The organism is Streptomyces sp. NPDC001714 (assembly GCF_042892755.1).
Classification (GTDB): domain Bacteria; phylum Actinomycetota; class Actinomycetes; order Streptomycetales; family Streptomycetaceae; genus Streptomyces.
On sequence record NZ_JBIAUL010000011.1, the window covers coordinates 128094 to 140854 of the forward strand.

The 12761-nt window shown below is 72.5% G+C and carries 12 protein-coding genes; 6 read left to right on the forward strand and 6 right to left on the reverse strand.

The window, feature by feature from the left end; all coding sequences use genetic code 11:
* Positions 1–118: 118 nt before the first annotated feature.
* Together ACFY0P_RS27655 and ACFY0P_RS27660 are read right to left on the reverse strand one after the other, a co-directional pair.
* Positions 119–1087, reverse strand: a complete 969-nt coding sequence (locus tag ACFY0P_RS27655; protein WP_388918493.1) for an SCO0930 family lipoprotein — start codon at positions 1085–1087, stop codon at positions 119–121.
* Between the two features lie 411 nt (positions 1088–1498).
* Positions 1499–1789 (reverse strand): hypothetical protein, encoded by a 291-nt coding sequence (locus ACFY0P_RS27660; RefSeq protein WP_388918495.1) that lies wholly within the window; start codon positions 1787–1789, stop codon positions 1499–1501.
* A 22-nt stretch (positions 1790–1811) separates the two neighbouring features.
* Here ACFY0P_RS27660 and ACFY0P_RS27665 point away from each other — a divergent pair, with 22 nt between their 5' ends.
* The 3 genes from ACFY0P_RS27665 (at position 1812) to ACFY0P_RS27675 (ending at position 3663) form a co-directional block, all read left to right on the forward strand.
* Positions 1812–1940: a hypothetical protein gene (locus tag ACFY0P_RS27665; protein ID WP_388918498.1), complete on the forward strand. Its 129-nt coding sequence runs from the start codon at positions 1812–1814 to the stop codon at positions 1938–1940.
* 31 nt (positions 1941–1971) lie between these two features.
* A complete protein-coding gene (locus ACFY0P_RS27670; protein WP_388918500.1) occupies positions 1972–2736 on the forward strand; it encodes a DUF4239 domain-containing protein in 765 nt (254 codons plus the stop codon).
* A 186-nt stretch (positions 2737–2922) separates the two neighbouring features.
* On the forward strand, positions 2923–3663 hold the full coding sequence (locus ACFY0P_RS27675; RefSeq protein ID WP_388918503.1) for a hypothetical protein: 741 nt from the start codon (positions 2923–2925) through the stop codon (positions 3661–3663).
* Between the two features lie 64 nt (positions 3664–3727).
* On the opposite strand, the gene ACFY0P_RS27680 is transcribed toward ACFY0P_RS27675, so the two are convergent.
* The gene (locus ACFY0P_RS27680; protein ID WP_388918506.1) at positions 3728–4573 is read right to left on the reverse strand and encodes a hypothetical protein; all 846 of its coding nucleotides are present in this window, start codon (positions 4571–4573) and stop codon (positions 3728–3730) included.
* A 335-nt stretch (positions 4574–4908) separates the two neighbouring features.
* Here ACFY0P_RS27680 and ACFY0P_RS27685 point away from each other — a divergent pair, with 335 nt between their 5' ends.
* A complete protein-coding gene (locus ACFY0P_RS27685) occupies positions 4909–5583 on the forward strand; it encodes a class F sortase (protein WP_388918509.1) in 675 nt (224 codons plus the stop codon).
* A 28-nt stretch (positions 5584–5611) separates the two neighbouring features.
* On the opposite strand, the gene ACFY0P_RS27690 is transcribed toward ACFY0P_RS27685, so the two are convergent.
* Both ACFY0P_RS27690 and lysX read right to left on the reverse strand, forming a co-directional pair.
* On the reverse strand, positions 5612–6445 hold the full coding sequence (locus tag ACFY0P_RS27690) for a polysaccharide deacetylase family protein (RefSeq protein ID WP_388918513.1): 834 nt from the start codon (positions 6443–6445) through the stop codon (positions 5612–5614).
* 115 nt (positions 6446–6560) lie between these two features.
* Entirely contained in the window at positions 6561–9833 is a 3273-nt protein-coding gene (gene lysX / locus ACFY0P_RS27695; protein WP_388918516.1) for a bifunctional lysylphosphatidylglycerol synthetase/lysine--tRNA ligase LysX, read from the reverse strand.
* 210 nt (positions 9834–10043) lie between these two features.
* On the opposite strand from lysX, the gene ACFY0P_RS27700 reads away from it, so the two are divergent.
* Positions 10044–10499, forward strand: a complete 456-nt coding sequence (locus ACFY0P_RS27700) for a universal stress protein (protein ID WP_388918520.1) — start codon at positions 10044–10046, stop codon at positions 10497–10499.
* On the opposite strand, the gene ACFY0P_RS27705 is transcribed toward ACFY0P_RS27700, so the two are convergent.
* A complete protein-coding gene (locus ACFY0P_RS27705; RefSeq protein ID WP_388918523.1) occupies positions 10435–11682 on the reverse strand; it encodes an MFS transporter in 1248 nt (415 codons plus the stop codon). The two genes, ACFY0P_RS27700 and ACFY0P_RS27705, sit on opposite strands and share 65 nt — an antisense overlap.
* Before the next feature lie 102 nt (positions 11683–11784).
* On the opposite strand from ACFY0P_RS27705, the gene ACFY0P_RS27710 reads away from it, so the two are divergent.
* Complete coding sequence (locus tag ACFY0P_RS27710; RefSeq protein ID WP_388918526.1) at positions 11785–12735, forward strand: LysR family transcriptional regulator; 951 nt, start codon at positions 11785–11787, stop codon at positions 12733–12735.
* Positions 12736–12761 lie beyond the last annotated feature (26 nt).

A 12761-nucleotide genomic window follows, 5' to 3' on the forward strand; every position in this document is an offset into this window, starting at 1 on the left:
GGGCGGGCGGTCGTGCGCCGTTGTGTCGTCGTCCGGGACTCTCGCCGGCCGCCGCCCTCCCTTCCGCGATGCGCGAACGTGGATGCGGGCGGGGCGATCGACCCTGGGCAGGTGATCCCTACTGGCCCGGCGCGCCGACCAGCTTTCCTTCGGGCGAGACGGCGTACCAAGTACCGCCGACGCCCTGGCCGTTGATGTCCCCGGCCTTCGCGTCTCCGGAGAAGGTGTAGATGGGCCAGCAGTTGACCGTCTGCTGCTTCGCGCCGTTGTCGGGGCGGGTGAAGCCCATCAGGCCCTTCTTCACGATGCCCTTCGTGTCGCTGGAGGAGACCTCCGCGACGGCCGGCCACTTCGTCAGGCAGTCACCGGTGCAGTTCGAGACGACCTTGGGCCACGCCTTGTCCTTGATGAAGCGGTAGACCGTCATGCCGTTCTTGTCGACGATGATGTCGCCGAGCTTGGCGTCCTTGCGGACGGAGAGGCCGGGCAGGGAGGCCAGCGTGGCCTTCTTGCCGTCAGGAGCGGCCGCGAACCACTTGCCGCCCACACCCTGGCCGTTGACGTCACCGGCGTTGACGTCCTTGGCGTAGCGGTAGACCGGCCAGCCGGCGACGGTCAGCTGCTTGGTGCCGTCGGAGCGGGTGACCTCGCCGAGCAGCGACTTGTCGATGCCCGCACCGGCCGAGGCGTCGTCGGCGGGCACCGGCGGCCAGGTGGTGGCGCAGTTGCCGTCGCAGTTGGACTTGGGGGGATTGGCGGTGTCCGCGTCAAAACGGTAGAGAGTGAGACCACTGCCGTCGGTCAGCACCTTGCCCAGGTCGGGGTTGTTGGCGACGGACAGCTTGCCGGCGGGCGCGACCGCGGCCGGGGAGCTGGAGGCCTGGCTGCCGTCGGCGCCGTAGCCGTTGCCCGCGCCGGTGGAGGCGGAAGGGTTGGTGACGCTGCCGATGCCGACCGGTGCCGTGGCACCGACGTTCTGGGCCGCCGAGGACGGAGTGGTCGGGTTGTCCTGACCGCACGCCGTCGCGAACACCATCACCCCCGCGGCCGTGGCCACCAGCGAGGCGCTCCTCCACGAGGTCTTCATCGTCAACTCCCCATAATCGCCTGGTTATTGCAGCGCCTCTGCGCCGCCGCACGACACCAGGTACGGATGCCGGGGGCCGAAGTGTTCAACGGGCGCACAAATTTCTTTCCGGACGCTGTGGCCGCGGACCGCGTCCCGCACGGGCGTACGCTTCGAGCCATTCGCGATGCGATGTGATTCAAACCGGTTTACGGCACATGTACCCCGTTCGGGCCAATCACCCGGTACTCCGGCGTGCGACGGCGCCCGACGCTCCATGATCTCCGTCGTGCATGCACCCGATGCGACCAGACTCGCGCCCGTCCCAAGGGTGTTGGCCCTGCTGACGCTGACATGGACCCTGGTGGGCTGCCCGGTCGGCACGGCGTCGGCCGACGCCTGCGCCTACGCCTCGACGGGCCCAGACGGCATTCACGCGGTGGCCGTCGCCGGCGGCTCCTGGCCCACTCCCCCGCCGTGTCCGGCGCCCACCCCGCCGCCCTGCCCCACGCCGACCCCGACCCCGACGCCCACGCCGACCCCGAAGCCCACACCCACGCCGACACCGAAGCCCCCGCGCACCATGCCGCCGGCGCCGCGCCCGGCACCGCCGCCACCGCGGCGTGCGCCGGCCCCGAAACCCACGCCGGCCCCTACCCCGCCACCGGCGCCCCGGCCCAGGCCGAAGCCGACGCCGACCCCCACCCCGTCGCCGAAGCCCACCCCGCGGCCCTCGCCGACCCCGGTGACCTACCCGCCGTACCACGTCCGGTCGACCGGTGCGACGGCCCCGAACCGCACCTCACCGGTCACCTACGTCCTGCTCATCGCCGTACCCGCGATCATCGCCGTCGCCGCGTTCCGCGCGCGCTGACGGCCGGCCCACTGATTCCTGGAGGCTTCCGTTGCCGGATTGGCTTGTTCTCGTCCTCGCGATGCTCGCGGCCGTCGCCGTGGTCGTCATCATCACCCTCGTCCGCGACAAGAGGGCGGCGGAGGACGAGGATCCCTCCGAGACGCCGGACGTCATCGAGTACATGACCATGTGGATCGGCGTCATCTACGCCATCGTCCTCGGTCTGGCGGTGGCCGGGGTCTGGGAGGCCCGCAGCGCCGCCCAGGACCATGTGCAGGCCGAGGCACAGGCGCTGCACGAGATCTACGAACGGGTGCGGGTGTATCCGCCCGACACACGTGACCGGATCCGGGCGGACGTCGAGGCCTACGCCGCCCAGGTCGTCGACAAGGAGTGGAAGGAGATGGCCGACCACGGCCGGCTCTCCCGGCACGGTGCCGATCTGCTCGCGCAGATCCGCCAGGACGTCACCGACTACGAGCCGAAGACCGATTTCCAGGCGCAGGCCTACCAGCCGCTGGTGGACCAGGTGGCCGCTCTCGACCAGGCGCGCAGCGCCCGGGCCGACTCGACCGGGGCCACCATGCCGAACGTGGTGTGGATCGGGCTGCTGACCGGAGCCGCCATCACCATCGGCATGGTCTTCGCGCTGCAGATCAGGCGCACCCGGCGGGAGCTGATCCTCGCCGGCCTGTTCTCCGCGACCATCACCTTCATGCTCTTCCTGATCTGGGACTTCGACGAGCCGTACAGCCGCGGCATCACGGCGACGGCGCAGCCGTTCCTGAACCTCTTCCCGCACATCAAGGGGTAGGGGGCGTCCCGGGGGGCATCGTGCCACGCCGCCGGCGTCCCTCGTACGGCCCACCCATCTCCCCCGTTCGCGCTACAGCGTTCGCGCGCATGTGCGGAGGTTTCTAGCGTTCCGATCATCGAGGTGCATTCCCGGCACTGGCGGAACAGGTCCGCAGGCTGCTCCTCGGGGACCGGAGGAACCACCATGCGCGCGATACGCGTTGCCTCGGCCGCACTGCTGGGGCTCGGCGCCCTCGCCCTCTGCGCTCCGGTCATCCTCGCCAGCGACACCAGCGACAGCGGCCGGGACGGTGGCACCCCCTTCGGCTTCCGGGTCACGCCCACCACCGTCGTGGCGGGCGGCCGGGTGAGTCTGCACCTGGACCGCGGCAGCGGCTGCCGGGGCGCCGCGACGGTCACCTCGGGCCTGTTCGGCACGGTCCGCATCCCGTCGGAACGGGACTCGGTGACCGCCACGGTCGACCGGGCGGCGAAGTCGCAGGCGTCGTACCGGGTGACGTTCAACTGCGACGGGTCCAGCGCCTCGACCGAACTGGCCATCGCGAGCAGCACGTCGGCCGGACGCGGTGACGGGCACACGGACGAGCACGGTGACGGAAGCGGACGTACCGACAGCGCCGGCGCTACGGACGGGCACGGTGACGGACGCACCGACGAGCCCACGTACGCGCACAGCGGCAGCGACAGCGGCACGGCCAGTCGTGCCGACGCCGGTACCGACGGCCGCGCGGACAGTGGTTTTGGCAGCAGCGAGGCGCTCAACCCGCAGCCCCTTCCGCCCGGGCGTGGTGTCCAGGCCGGTGAGGGCGGCAGCATCGGCGGGTTCGACCTCAAGGAGATCGGCCTCGGCGCGGCGCTCGTCGTGTGCTCGGTCGGCACCGCGTACCGGCGCTCGCGCAGGCACGCCGGCGAGGACGGCTCCTGATCACGATGCGGCCGGGCGGGCCTGTGTCCCGGTCCGCCGCGGGACCGGGACAGGGCCCGCCGGGTCAGAGCCGCTTCTCGCTCCGGCGGCGCAGCCAGAACCCGCAGCCGGCGAGCACGGCCGCGCCCACCAGGCCGCCGCCGATCGCCATGTCGGCCGGGGTGGCCCCGCTGGAGACGCTGCCGCCGAGCCCGCCGCGCACCCCGCCGAGCACGAAGAACGCGTCCCGCCGGAGCAGGGTGCGCCCGTCGCAGCGCACGGTCAGGTCGTACGGGCCGGGGCTGGCGTTCCGGTCGATGGTGGCGACACCGCGCGCCATGTCGCCGCCGAACGGGAACAGCGGTGTCGTACGGAAGGCGCGGGAGGTCATGACGCCGCTGCGGCAGTTGTTGACGGTGACGGTGAGCCGCTGGCCGGCAGCGATCGACCGGGGCTGGGCGACGATGTCACGCCCGTCGTCGCCCCGGCCGCCGAAGTCGTCGAAGCGTCCCTCGTCACCCCGGCCGCCGAACTCGTCGAACCGCCCCTCGCCGCCCCGCCCCCGGAAGTCGTCCCTGTCCCGCCCTCCGAAGTCGTCCCTGCCCCGTCCGCGGTTGTTGTTGAAACGCCCGTCGCCGAACCCGCCCACCCCGTATCCGGGGACCACGACGCCGGGGACCGCGAACCCGGGAGCCACTCCGACACCCCCGACCCCGGGAGCGACACCGACACCGCCGACACCGGCCCCCGGGGCGACGCCCACGCCGCCGACTCCGGTCCCGGGGGCGACGCCCGTTCCACCGACGACCGGGGCCTGCGTGTTGGGCGGGCCGCCGGGGTTGCCCAGGCCGTCGGCGACGGCCGTCGGGGCGGCGGCGCCGAGAACGGCGACCACGGTGCACGCGGCCGCCAGCGCACGTGAGTTTCGCATCTCTTCCTCCGCGGAAGGCACCCCGGGAACGGTCCCCGGTGGATCGGCGAGAAAGCACCTCCCGAATAGACCCTCAGATGCCCAGAACACGCCCGCATTTCGAGAATGGTCCGTCCTGGTGAGGGGACACGCCGAACGAAAAGCGCACAATCGGATATTGCCGCAGGTCACGGACCGTCAGAAAAAACCTGAGAACGGCAACTCGGATGGCGCACCGGAATACGCGCGGGCCACCCGTTCGCCCGTTGCCCCGTCGCCGCACGCGCGCGGGGGACTTAGCTTTTTGCCATGCGCGATACGGACCTGAAGGCGGCCGCGTCGAGAGGGGATGGCGAATGTCTGCGTCCGAGCTTTCCGAGCTGGCCGAAGAGGAGGAGCGACGGAGGAAGCGTGCCCCCTGGGGCGTGATAGCGCTCGTTCTGCTGACCGGTCTGGCACTCATTCGGAACGGTTCGGGAGAGTTCGACGTCGGTCCGCCGCAACCGGCCTCCGCGGCCGCCCCGGACAGCCGTACCACGGTTCCGGGCACCTTCGCCACGGCACCCGCCGCGCTGCCGTTCGCCGCGGCGGACCGGATCCGGATCCCGGCGATCCGGGTCGACGCTCCGGTGATGCCGGTGGGTCTGGACACGGACGGCTGGATCGCGGCACCGCCGCCGGACGACCCGAATCTGGCCGGGTGGTTCACCGGGGGTGTCTCGCCCGGGGAAAAGGGCACGTCGGTCGTCGTGGGCCATGTCGACAACACGAAGGGCCCGGCGGTCTTCTACGGGCTCGGTTCCCTGAAGAAGGGAAACCGGATCGAGGTCGACCGCCAGGACGGCCGGACGGCCGTGTTCGAGATCTACGGGATCGAGGTCTTCGCGAAGGCCGGCTTCCCGGGCGACCGGGTCTACGGTTCCAAGGGCACACCGGAGTTGCGGGTCATCACCTGCGGCGGCGGTTTCTCGAAGCAGAACGGCTACGACGGGAACGTCGTGGTCTTCGCCCGCCTGGTCGAGGCCCGCTGAGGCCACCACCGGGCGGGCACGGGCCCGTTCACATACGGCGCCGCGGCACGGTCAGGCGGTAGCCGTTGTCCAGCAGATACGGCAGGTACTCGCGCAGGGCCTGGACACTCTGCGAGCGGTCGCCGCCCGCGTCGTGGGAGAGGACCACGACACCGGGGGCGGCGCCGTTCTCGATGGTGTCGACGATGGTGCGGGTGCCCGGTTCGGTCCAGTCGGTGCTGTCGACGGTCCAGGCCATCGGCTCCATGTCCATCTCGGCGCCGAGTTGGAAGGCCGCCCGGTTCCAGGCGCCGTAGGGGGCCCGGAACCACTGCGGGCGTTCGCCGTAGGTGTCCTCGATGGCGTCGCTGGTGCTCGTCATCTCGTCGCGGATCTCACGGCGGTTCAGGGTGGTCAGCAGCGGATGCGTCCAGGTGTGGTTGCCCACGACGTGACCCTCGTCGGCCATCCGCGCGACCAGTTCCCGGTTGACGACGATGCACTCCCCGCACAGGAAGAACATGGCCCGCACCCGGTACTTGGCGAGGGTGTCCAGGATGTGCGGGGTGTAGTTCGGGTTGGGGCCGTCGTCGAAGGTGAGCATCATGCGTCTGCCGCTTCGGGAGATCTCCGTGATGGGTTCCTTGCGGACCTTGAGCCTGCGCGGCGCGGTGGGCGGCGGGCCGTACCCGGTGAGCGGCTGGAGCCGGAAGGCGGAGGACTTGAGCGCCGGGCGGGCCTGCGGTCCCGCGGCCGGGGCGACCCCGCCGGCGGTCTCCTCGGCGCTGCCCGCCAGCACGATGCCCGCGGTACCCGCGGCTCCCAGAGCGGCACCGCCGGCGAGCAGCAGCCGGCGCCGGGTGAACAACTGATCCTTCTCCATGACTCATCAGTCGCCCGGCAGGACTCCGGCGCAGCGCATCAACACCGGTGCGGCGGTGGGAAAGCACCCGCACGGACCAGCAACAAAAGGTTTCGGTAAGAAAAGGCCTAGAACATCAGCGGCGGCGGACCAGCGGGAAGGGGAGCGTCTCGCGGATGGTCAGTCCGGTGAGGAACATGACGAGCCGGTCGACGCCGATACCGAGCCCACCGGTGGGCGGCATCGCGTATTCGAGGGCGTCGAGGAAGTCCTCGTCGAGTTCCATCGCCTCGGGGTCGCCGCCGGCCGCGAGCAGCGACTGCGCGGTGAGCCGGCGGCGCTGTTCGAGGGGGTCGGTCAGTTCGGAGTAGGCGGTGCCGAGTTCGGTGCCGAAGGCGACCAGGTCCCAGCGTTCGGCGAGCCGGGGGTCGGTACGGTGCTGCCGGGTGAGCGGGGAGACGTCGGTCGGGAAGTCCTTGTAGAAGGTGGGGAGCCCGGTCTGTTCCTCCACCAGACGCTCGTACATCTCGAGGACCACGTCGCCGGGCCCGTCGTCGGCGGTGTACGGCACCCCGACGCGGTCGCAGTGCCGGTGCAGCCGCAGCAGTTCGGTGCCGGGGCCGATCTCCTCCCCCAGCACCTCGGAGATCGCCCCGTACACGGACTTGACCGGCCAGGCGCCCGAGATGTCGTACTCCTGCCCGTCCCTGCGGGCCACCGGCGTGCCGAAGGCGGCGGTCGCGGCGCCCTGGACCAGTTCGCGGGCGAGGTCGAGCATCACGTCGTAGTCGGCGTACGCCTGGTAGGCCTCCAGCATCGTGAACTCGGGGTTGTGCTTGTGGGAGACGCCTTCGTTGCGGAAGGTCCGGCCGAGTTCGAAGACCTTCTCCAGACCGCCGACGCAGAGCCGTTTGAGGTACAGCTCGGGGGCGATGCGCAGGTGCAGGTCGAGGTCGTAGGCGTTGATGTGGGTGGTGAAGGGGCGGGCGTTGGCGCCGCCGTGGATCTGCTGGAGCATCGGGGTCTCGACCTCCAGGTAGCCACGGTCCAGGAGGCCCTGGCGCAGCGCCTGTACGGCGGTGGAGCGGGTGCGGACCACGGCGCGGGCGGCGGGGCTGGTGGCGAGGTCGAGGTAGCGGCGGCGGACCCGGGCCTCGGGGTCGGCGAGCCCGCGGTGCTTGTCGGGCAGCGGGCGCAGGCACTTGGCGGTGAGCTGCCAGTCGGTGACGAAGAGGGTCGGTTCGCCCTGGTCGCTGACGCCCATGCGGCCGGTGGCGGTGATCTGGTCGCCGATGTCGGTGTCGGCGGTGAACCGGTCGAGGGCGGGTCCCGACCCGGCGCGGGTGAGGGCGAGTTGGCGGTCGCCGGACCAGTCGCGCAGCGTCACGAAGACGATGCCGCCGAAGTCGCGGACCAGCATGATCCGCCCGGCGACGGTGGCCGTCTCGCCGTCGCGCACCTCGGCGAGGGCGCGGGGCGGGCCTCCGGCGGCCACCGGGTAGGGGTCGACGCCCGCCGCCCGCAGCCGGTCCAGCTTGCGGCGCCGGACCCGGAACTGGTCCGGCAGGCCGGCGCCCGGTGCGCCGGGCCCGGTCCCGTCCCCTCCGTCGACACCGGGCACCGGCGCGGACGGCGGCGCCTCGACGGGCCGCGGTCCGGTCTGCGGGTGCCCCTTTCCCCAGAGTTTGCGCAGGGAAGGTACGGAGACGAAGCCTTCGGCGATTCCGGAGGCGAGGCCGATCCGGGCGAGGGAGCCCGCGTCGCCGTAGCAGAGGAAGCGCGGGTACCACTCGGGGCGGTACTTGGCGTTGGACCGGTACAGGGCCTCCAGCTGCCACCAGCGGGAGAAGAACAGCAGCAGCCGGCGCCACAGCCGCAGCACCGGTCCGGCACCGATCCGGGCGCCCTCCTCGAAGACCGAGCGGAAGACGGCGAAGTTCAGCGAGATGCGGCGCACGCCCAGTTTGGGGGCGGCCGCACACAGCTCGGCCACCATGAACTCCATGACCCCGTTGGGTGCGGTGCGGTCACGGCGCATCAGGTCGAGGGAGACGCCGTCGCCGCCCCAGGGCACGAAGGAGAGCAGGGCGAGCAGCCGGCCGTCCTCGGCCATGGCCTCGACGAGCAGGCAGTCGCCGTCGGCGGGGTCGCCGAGCCGGTCCAGGGCCATGGAGAAGCCGCGCTCGGTCTCGGTGTCGCGCCAGGCGTCGGCCTTGTCGACGACCTCCTCCATCTCCGTCTCGGTGAGGGCGGCGTGGCGGTGGATGCGGCAGGTCGCCCCGGTGCGCCGGACGCGGTTGACGGCCTGCCGGGTGACCCGCATCTCCCGGCCGCCCAGGTCGAAGCCGGCGACGTGCAGGATCGCCTCGTCGCCGAGTTGCAGGGCGCCGAGGCCGGCGCGGACGTAGGCCCTGGCGCCGTCCTCGGAGGCGCCCATCACCGCGGGCGCCCAGGCGTGCCGGCGGGCCACGTCCAGCCAGGCGGCGATGGCGTGCGGCCAGGCCTCCGGGTCGCCGACGGGGTCGCCGCTGGCCAGGCAGACGCCGGCCTCGACCCGGTAGGTGACGGCGGCCTTGCCGCTGGGCGAGAAGACGACGGCCTTGTCGCGCCGGGTGGCGAAGTAGCCGAGGGAGTCCCGGGAGCCGTAGGCCTTGAGGAGGGCGCGGATACGGGCCTCCTCGTCGCCGTGCAGGGCGGCTTCCAGGCGCTGCGAACGGAACAGGGTGGCAGCCGCGTTGAGCAGGGCCAGGGCGCCGAAGAGGCCGAGGAGGAAGGAGACGAAGCGGGGCGGCCGTCCTGCGTAGGTGCGGACGGACACGAGTCCGCCGCAGACCCGGTCGGCCGCCCAGGCCAGGTGCTGGCCGTGCGGGAGCGAGCCGGGGAAGAGGGAGACCAGGCCCCAGCCGGCCAAGATCGCCACGAGCAGGCCGACCAGCAGGACGGCGAGGGCCCGGCGTACGGCGGCTCTTCGGGAGGCGGCGTAGAACTCCCGGCGGGCCGCGATCAGCAGGGCCAGGGCGAGCCCGCAGACCACCAGTGAGCTGAACGGGTACCAGCCGAAGCCGAAGGCGACGGTCAGGACGTCGGCCAGCACCAGCAGGCCGAGGTAGATCACCACCAGCCACCAGGCGACCTTCTTGCGGGCGGCGGTGGCGCCGCCGAGCAGGAACAGGAAGACGGCGTACGCCAGGTTGGGGCTGACGGGCACCACGACGGCGTCGATGAAGTGCACGACCGGGCGGAGCAGCACGCGCAGCGGGGCGATGAAGGAGAGCAGGGCGCACAGCAGGGCGAGGGCGCCGAAGAACGTTCCGAAGGCCTCCGGCACCCAGGTCAGCCGCCCGTCGCGGGGCGGGCGTATCGGGCCCGCCGGCTCCCTGCCCGTGGCGGGCTCCACGGCGGCACTCATGTCTCTGACTGTAGGAAGGCCCTGCCGGGCCCGCCCGTCGAGCGGGTGCGGGCCGGTGGGGGCTGCTCGCGCAGTTCCCCGCGCCCCTGACGGGGCGCCGTGCAGCCCCCTGCTTTCAGGGGCGCCGGGGGTCCCCCGACCGAAGGCTGGGGGAGGAACTGCGCGGCCCCGGACACCCACCGGACCTGCGGATTCCGATAGCCTCGGATCGTGGCGGAACAACACAAGTTCGAGCGGGGCACGGACGGCCCCAAGGTCATCGTGGTCGGTATGGACGGCTCGGACTCCTCGTGGCGCGCGACCTCCTACGCCGCGGGTCTGGCCCGGCGGCAGCACGCGCTGCTGGCCATCGTGTACGTCCAGCCGGTCCTGGCGGCCGGCGCGGCGCTCGGGGCCCCGGTGGCGGAGACCACCGACGAGATCGCGGAGGAGCTGGTCGGGCAGATCCGGGAGGCGGCCGAGCGGCTCAAGGGGATATTCGAGGTGCGCTGGGAGTTCCACACCTTCCGCGGGGACGCCTACGGCGGCATGGTGAAGGCGGCCGACGAGCTGAAGGCGGACGCCGTCGTCGTGGGCGCCTCCGAGCAGGCGGGCCACCGGTTCATCGGCTCGGTCGCGATCCGTCTGGTGAAGGCGGGACGGTGGCCGGTGACGGTCGTACCGTAGCGGTCTCCCGCAGGAGCAGCAGCGGGGTCGCCAGGAGCAGGATCCCGGCGACGGCGATCGCGCTGCGCGGGCCGGTGAGGCTCGCCAGCAGGCCCCACAGGGCGGTCATGGCTGCCGTGGTGGCCTTGCCGGTGACCGACCAGGCGGACAGGGTGCGGGCGACCCGGTCGTCGGGGGTGTGCTCCAGGCGGCGGGTGGCGTACACCGGGCTGTAGACGGCCGAGCAGGTGATCACCCCGAGCTCCAGGACCATCACCAGCAGCAGTCCGGACAGCCCGGGCCCGACGAAGGCCAGCCCGAGGGGCCAGACGGCGCGCAGGGCGCTCGCGGTGCGCAGCACCCGCCACTGCCCGTACCTGGCGACCAGCGGACGGGCGATCCGGGCGCCGAGGAGGCCGCCCAGGCAGGGCACGGCGAAGGCGAGGCCGTACTGCCAGGGGGCGAAGCCGAGCGGGCCGAGCATGAGGACGGCCAGCAGGGGTGCGGCGACCATGATCAGGGCGTTGCCCGCGAGGCTGTTGAGGAAGAGGGGGCGCAGGGCCGGGCTGCTGAGGATGTACCGCCAGCCGTCGAGCAGGTCGGCGGCGCGCAGGCGCTGCGCGTCCCTGGGTGCGGGGCGGGGCTCGTCGCCGCCGACGGCCCGGATGCCGAGGGCCGACAGCAGGAAGCTGACCGCGTTCGCCGCGACGGTCGTCACCGGCCCGAACAGGCCGATCGCGGCGCCGCCGAGGGGTGGGCCGAGGACCAGCGCGGTCCAGTTGGCGGACTCGAACCGGGCGTTCGCGGTGAGCAGCCGGTTGGCCGGGACGAGGGCCTTCAGGAAGGCGCCGGAGGCCGCGCCGAAGGTGATGTCGGCGGCCGCGACGATCACCGAGACCAGCAGCAGCTGGCCGATGCCGAGGACGCCGAGCACGTAGGCGGCCGGGACGGTGAGCAGCGCGGCGAACCTGATCAGGTCCATCGCCATCATCACCGGCCGTTTATGCCGGAACTCCACCCACGGCCCGAGCGGCACCGCCGCCACCGCGCCCACGGCGGGCCCGGCCGCCGCGATCAGCGCCACCTCGGCGGATCCCGCGTGCAGCGCGATGACGGCGATCACCGAGAACGCGTCGAACGCCAGATACGTACCGAGCGCACTCACCGAGTACGCGGCCCACAGCCACCCGAACCGCCGCCCCATGCACAACCTCCCGTTGACCCGGGACATGAAAACGCGCAGGTGGTCGCCGAATCAAACAACCTCCGGACGCACTGCCACAACCATCGGTTGTACCGTGTGGAGGTGGATCTCACCGCCGTGCGCACCTTCGTCACCGTGGCCGACTCCGGGCAGTTCCAGGAGGCCGCCGCCGTGCTGGGGGTCACCCAGCAGGCCGTGTCGAAGCGGATCGCGGCGCTGGAGAAGGAGCTGGGGGTGCGGCTGTTCACCCGGACCGCCCGGGGCGCCGAGCCGACCGTCGACGGCCGGGCCTTCCTGCCGCCCGCCCGCGAGCTGCTGCTGGCCGAGGAGCGGGCGGTCGCCTCCGTACAGCGCGGCCGGCGCCCGCTGCGGGTCGACGTGGTCGGCCCCCGGCTCGCCCCGGCGGCGCTGCTGCGCGGCTTCCACGAGGCGCACCCGGACCTCGCCCTGGACGTCGTCACCCTCTTCGACGTGGAATCGGCGCTGACCGCCCTGCGCTCCGGTGCCATCGACGCGTCCTTCCGGGCGGTCGCCATGCCGGGCCGGCCACTGCCGAGGGGCATCGAGGCCGCCCGGGTGTACGACGAACCCGTCCAGCTGCTCACCGGCCCGGGGCACGCCCTGGCGAGCCGGACCTCGGTCACGCCCGGCGAGCTGGCCGGGCACCGGATCTGGATCCCGGGGATCGTGGAGGGCACCGAGTGGGCCGCGTACTACGCCTCCCTCGCCGCCGAGTTCGGACTCACCATCGACTCCTCCGGCCCCAACTTCTCCGGGGCGCTGCAGGACGGGCTCGCGGGCTCCGGCACCCTGGCGACCCTCGTCAGCGAGCAGACCCGGCTGGTCTGGCCGGACGGCCACGACCTGCGCCGGATCCCGCTGGTGGACCCGACCCCGCTCTACCCGCACTCCCTGCTCTGGGCCACCGCCAACCCGCACCCGGCCCTTCCCGCCCTGCGCACCCATCTCGCCGAGGCCCGCCCGCCGCGCCCCGCCGCCCGCACCTGGACGCCGGGCTGGGCCGAGACCGTGCGTGGCGTCTTCCGTCCCTGACGCCCCTGGGCCATCATGATCGGCCG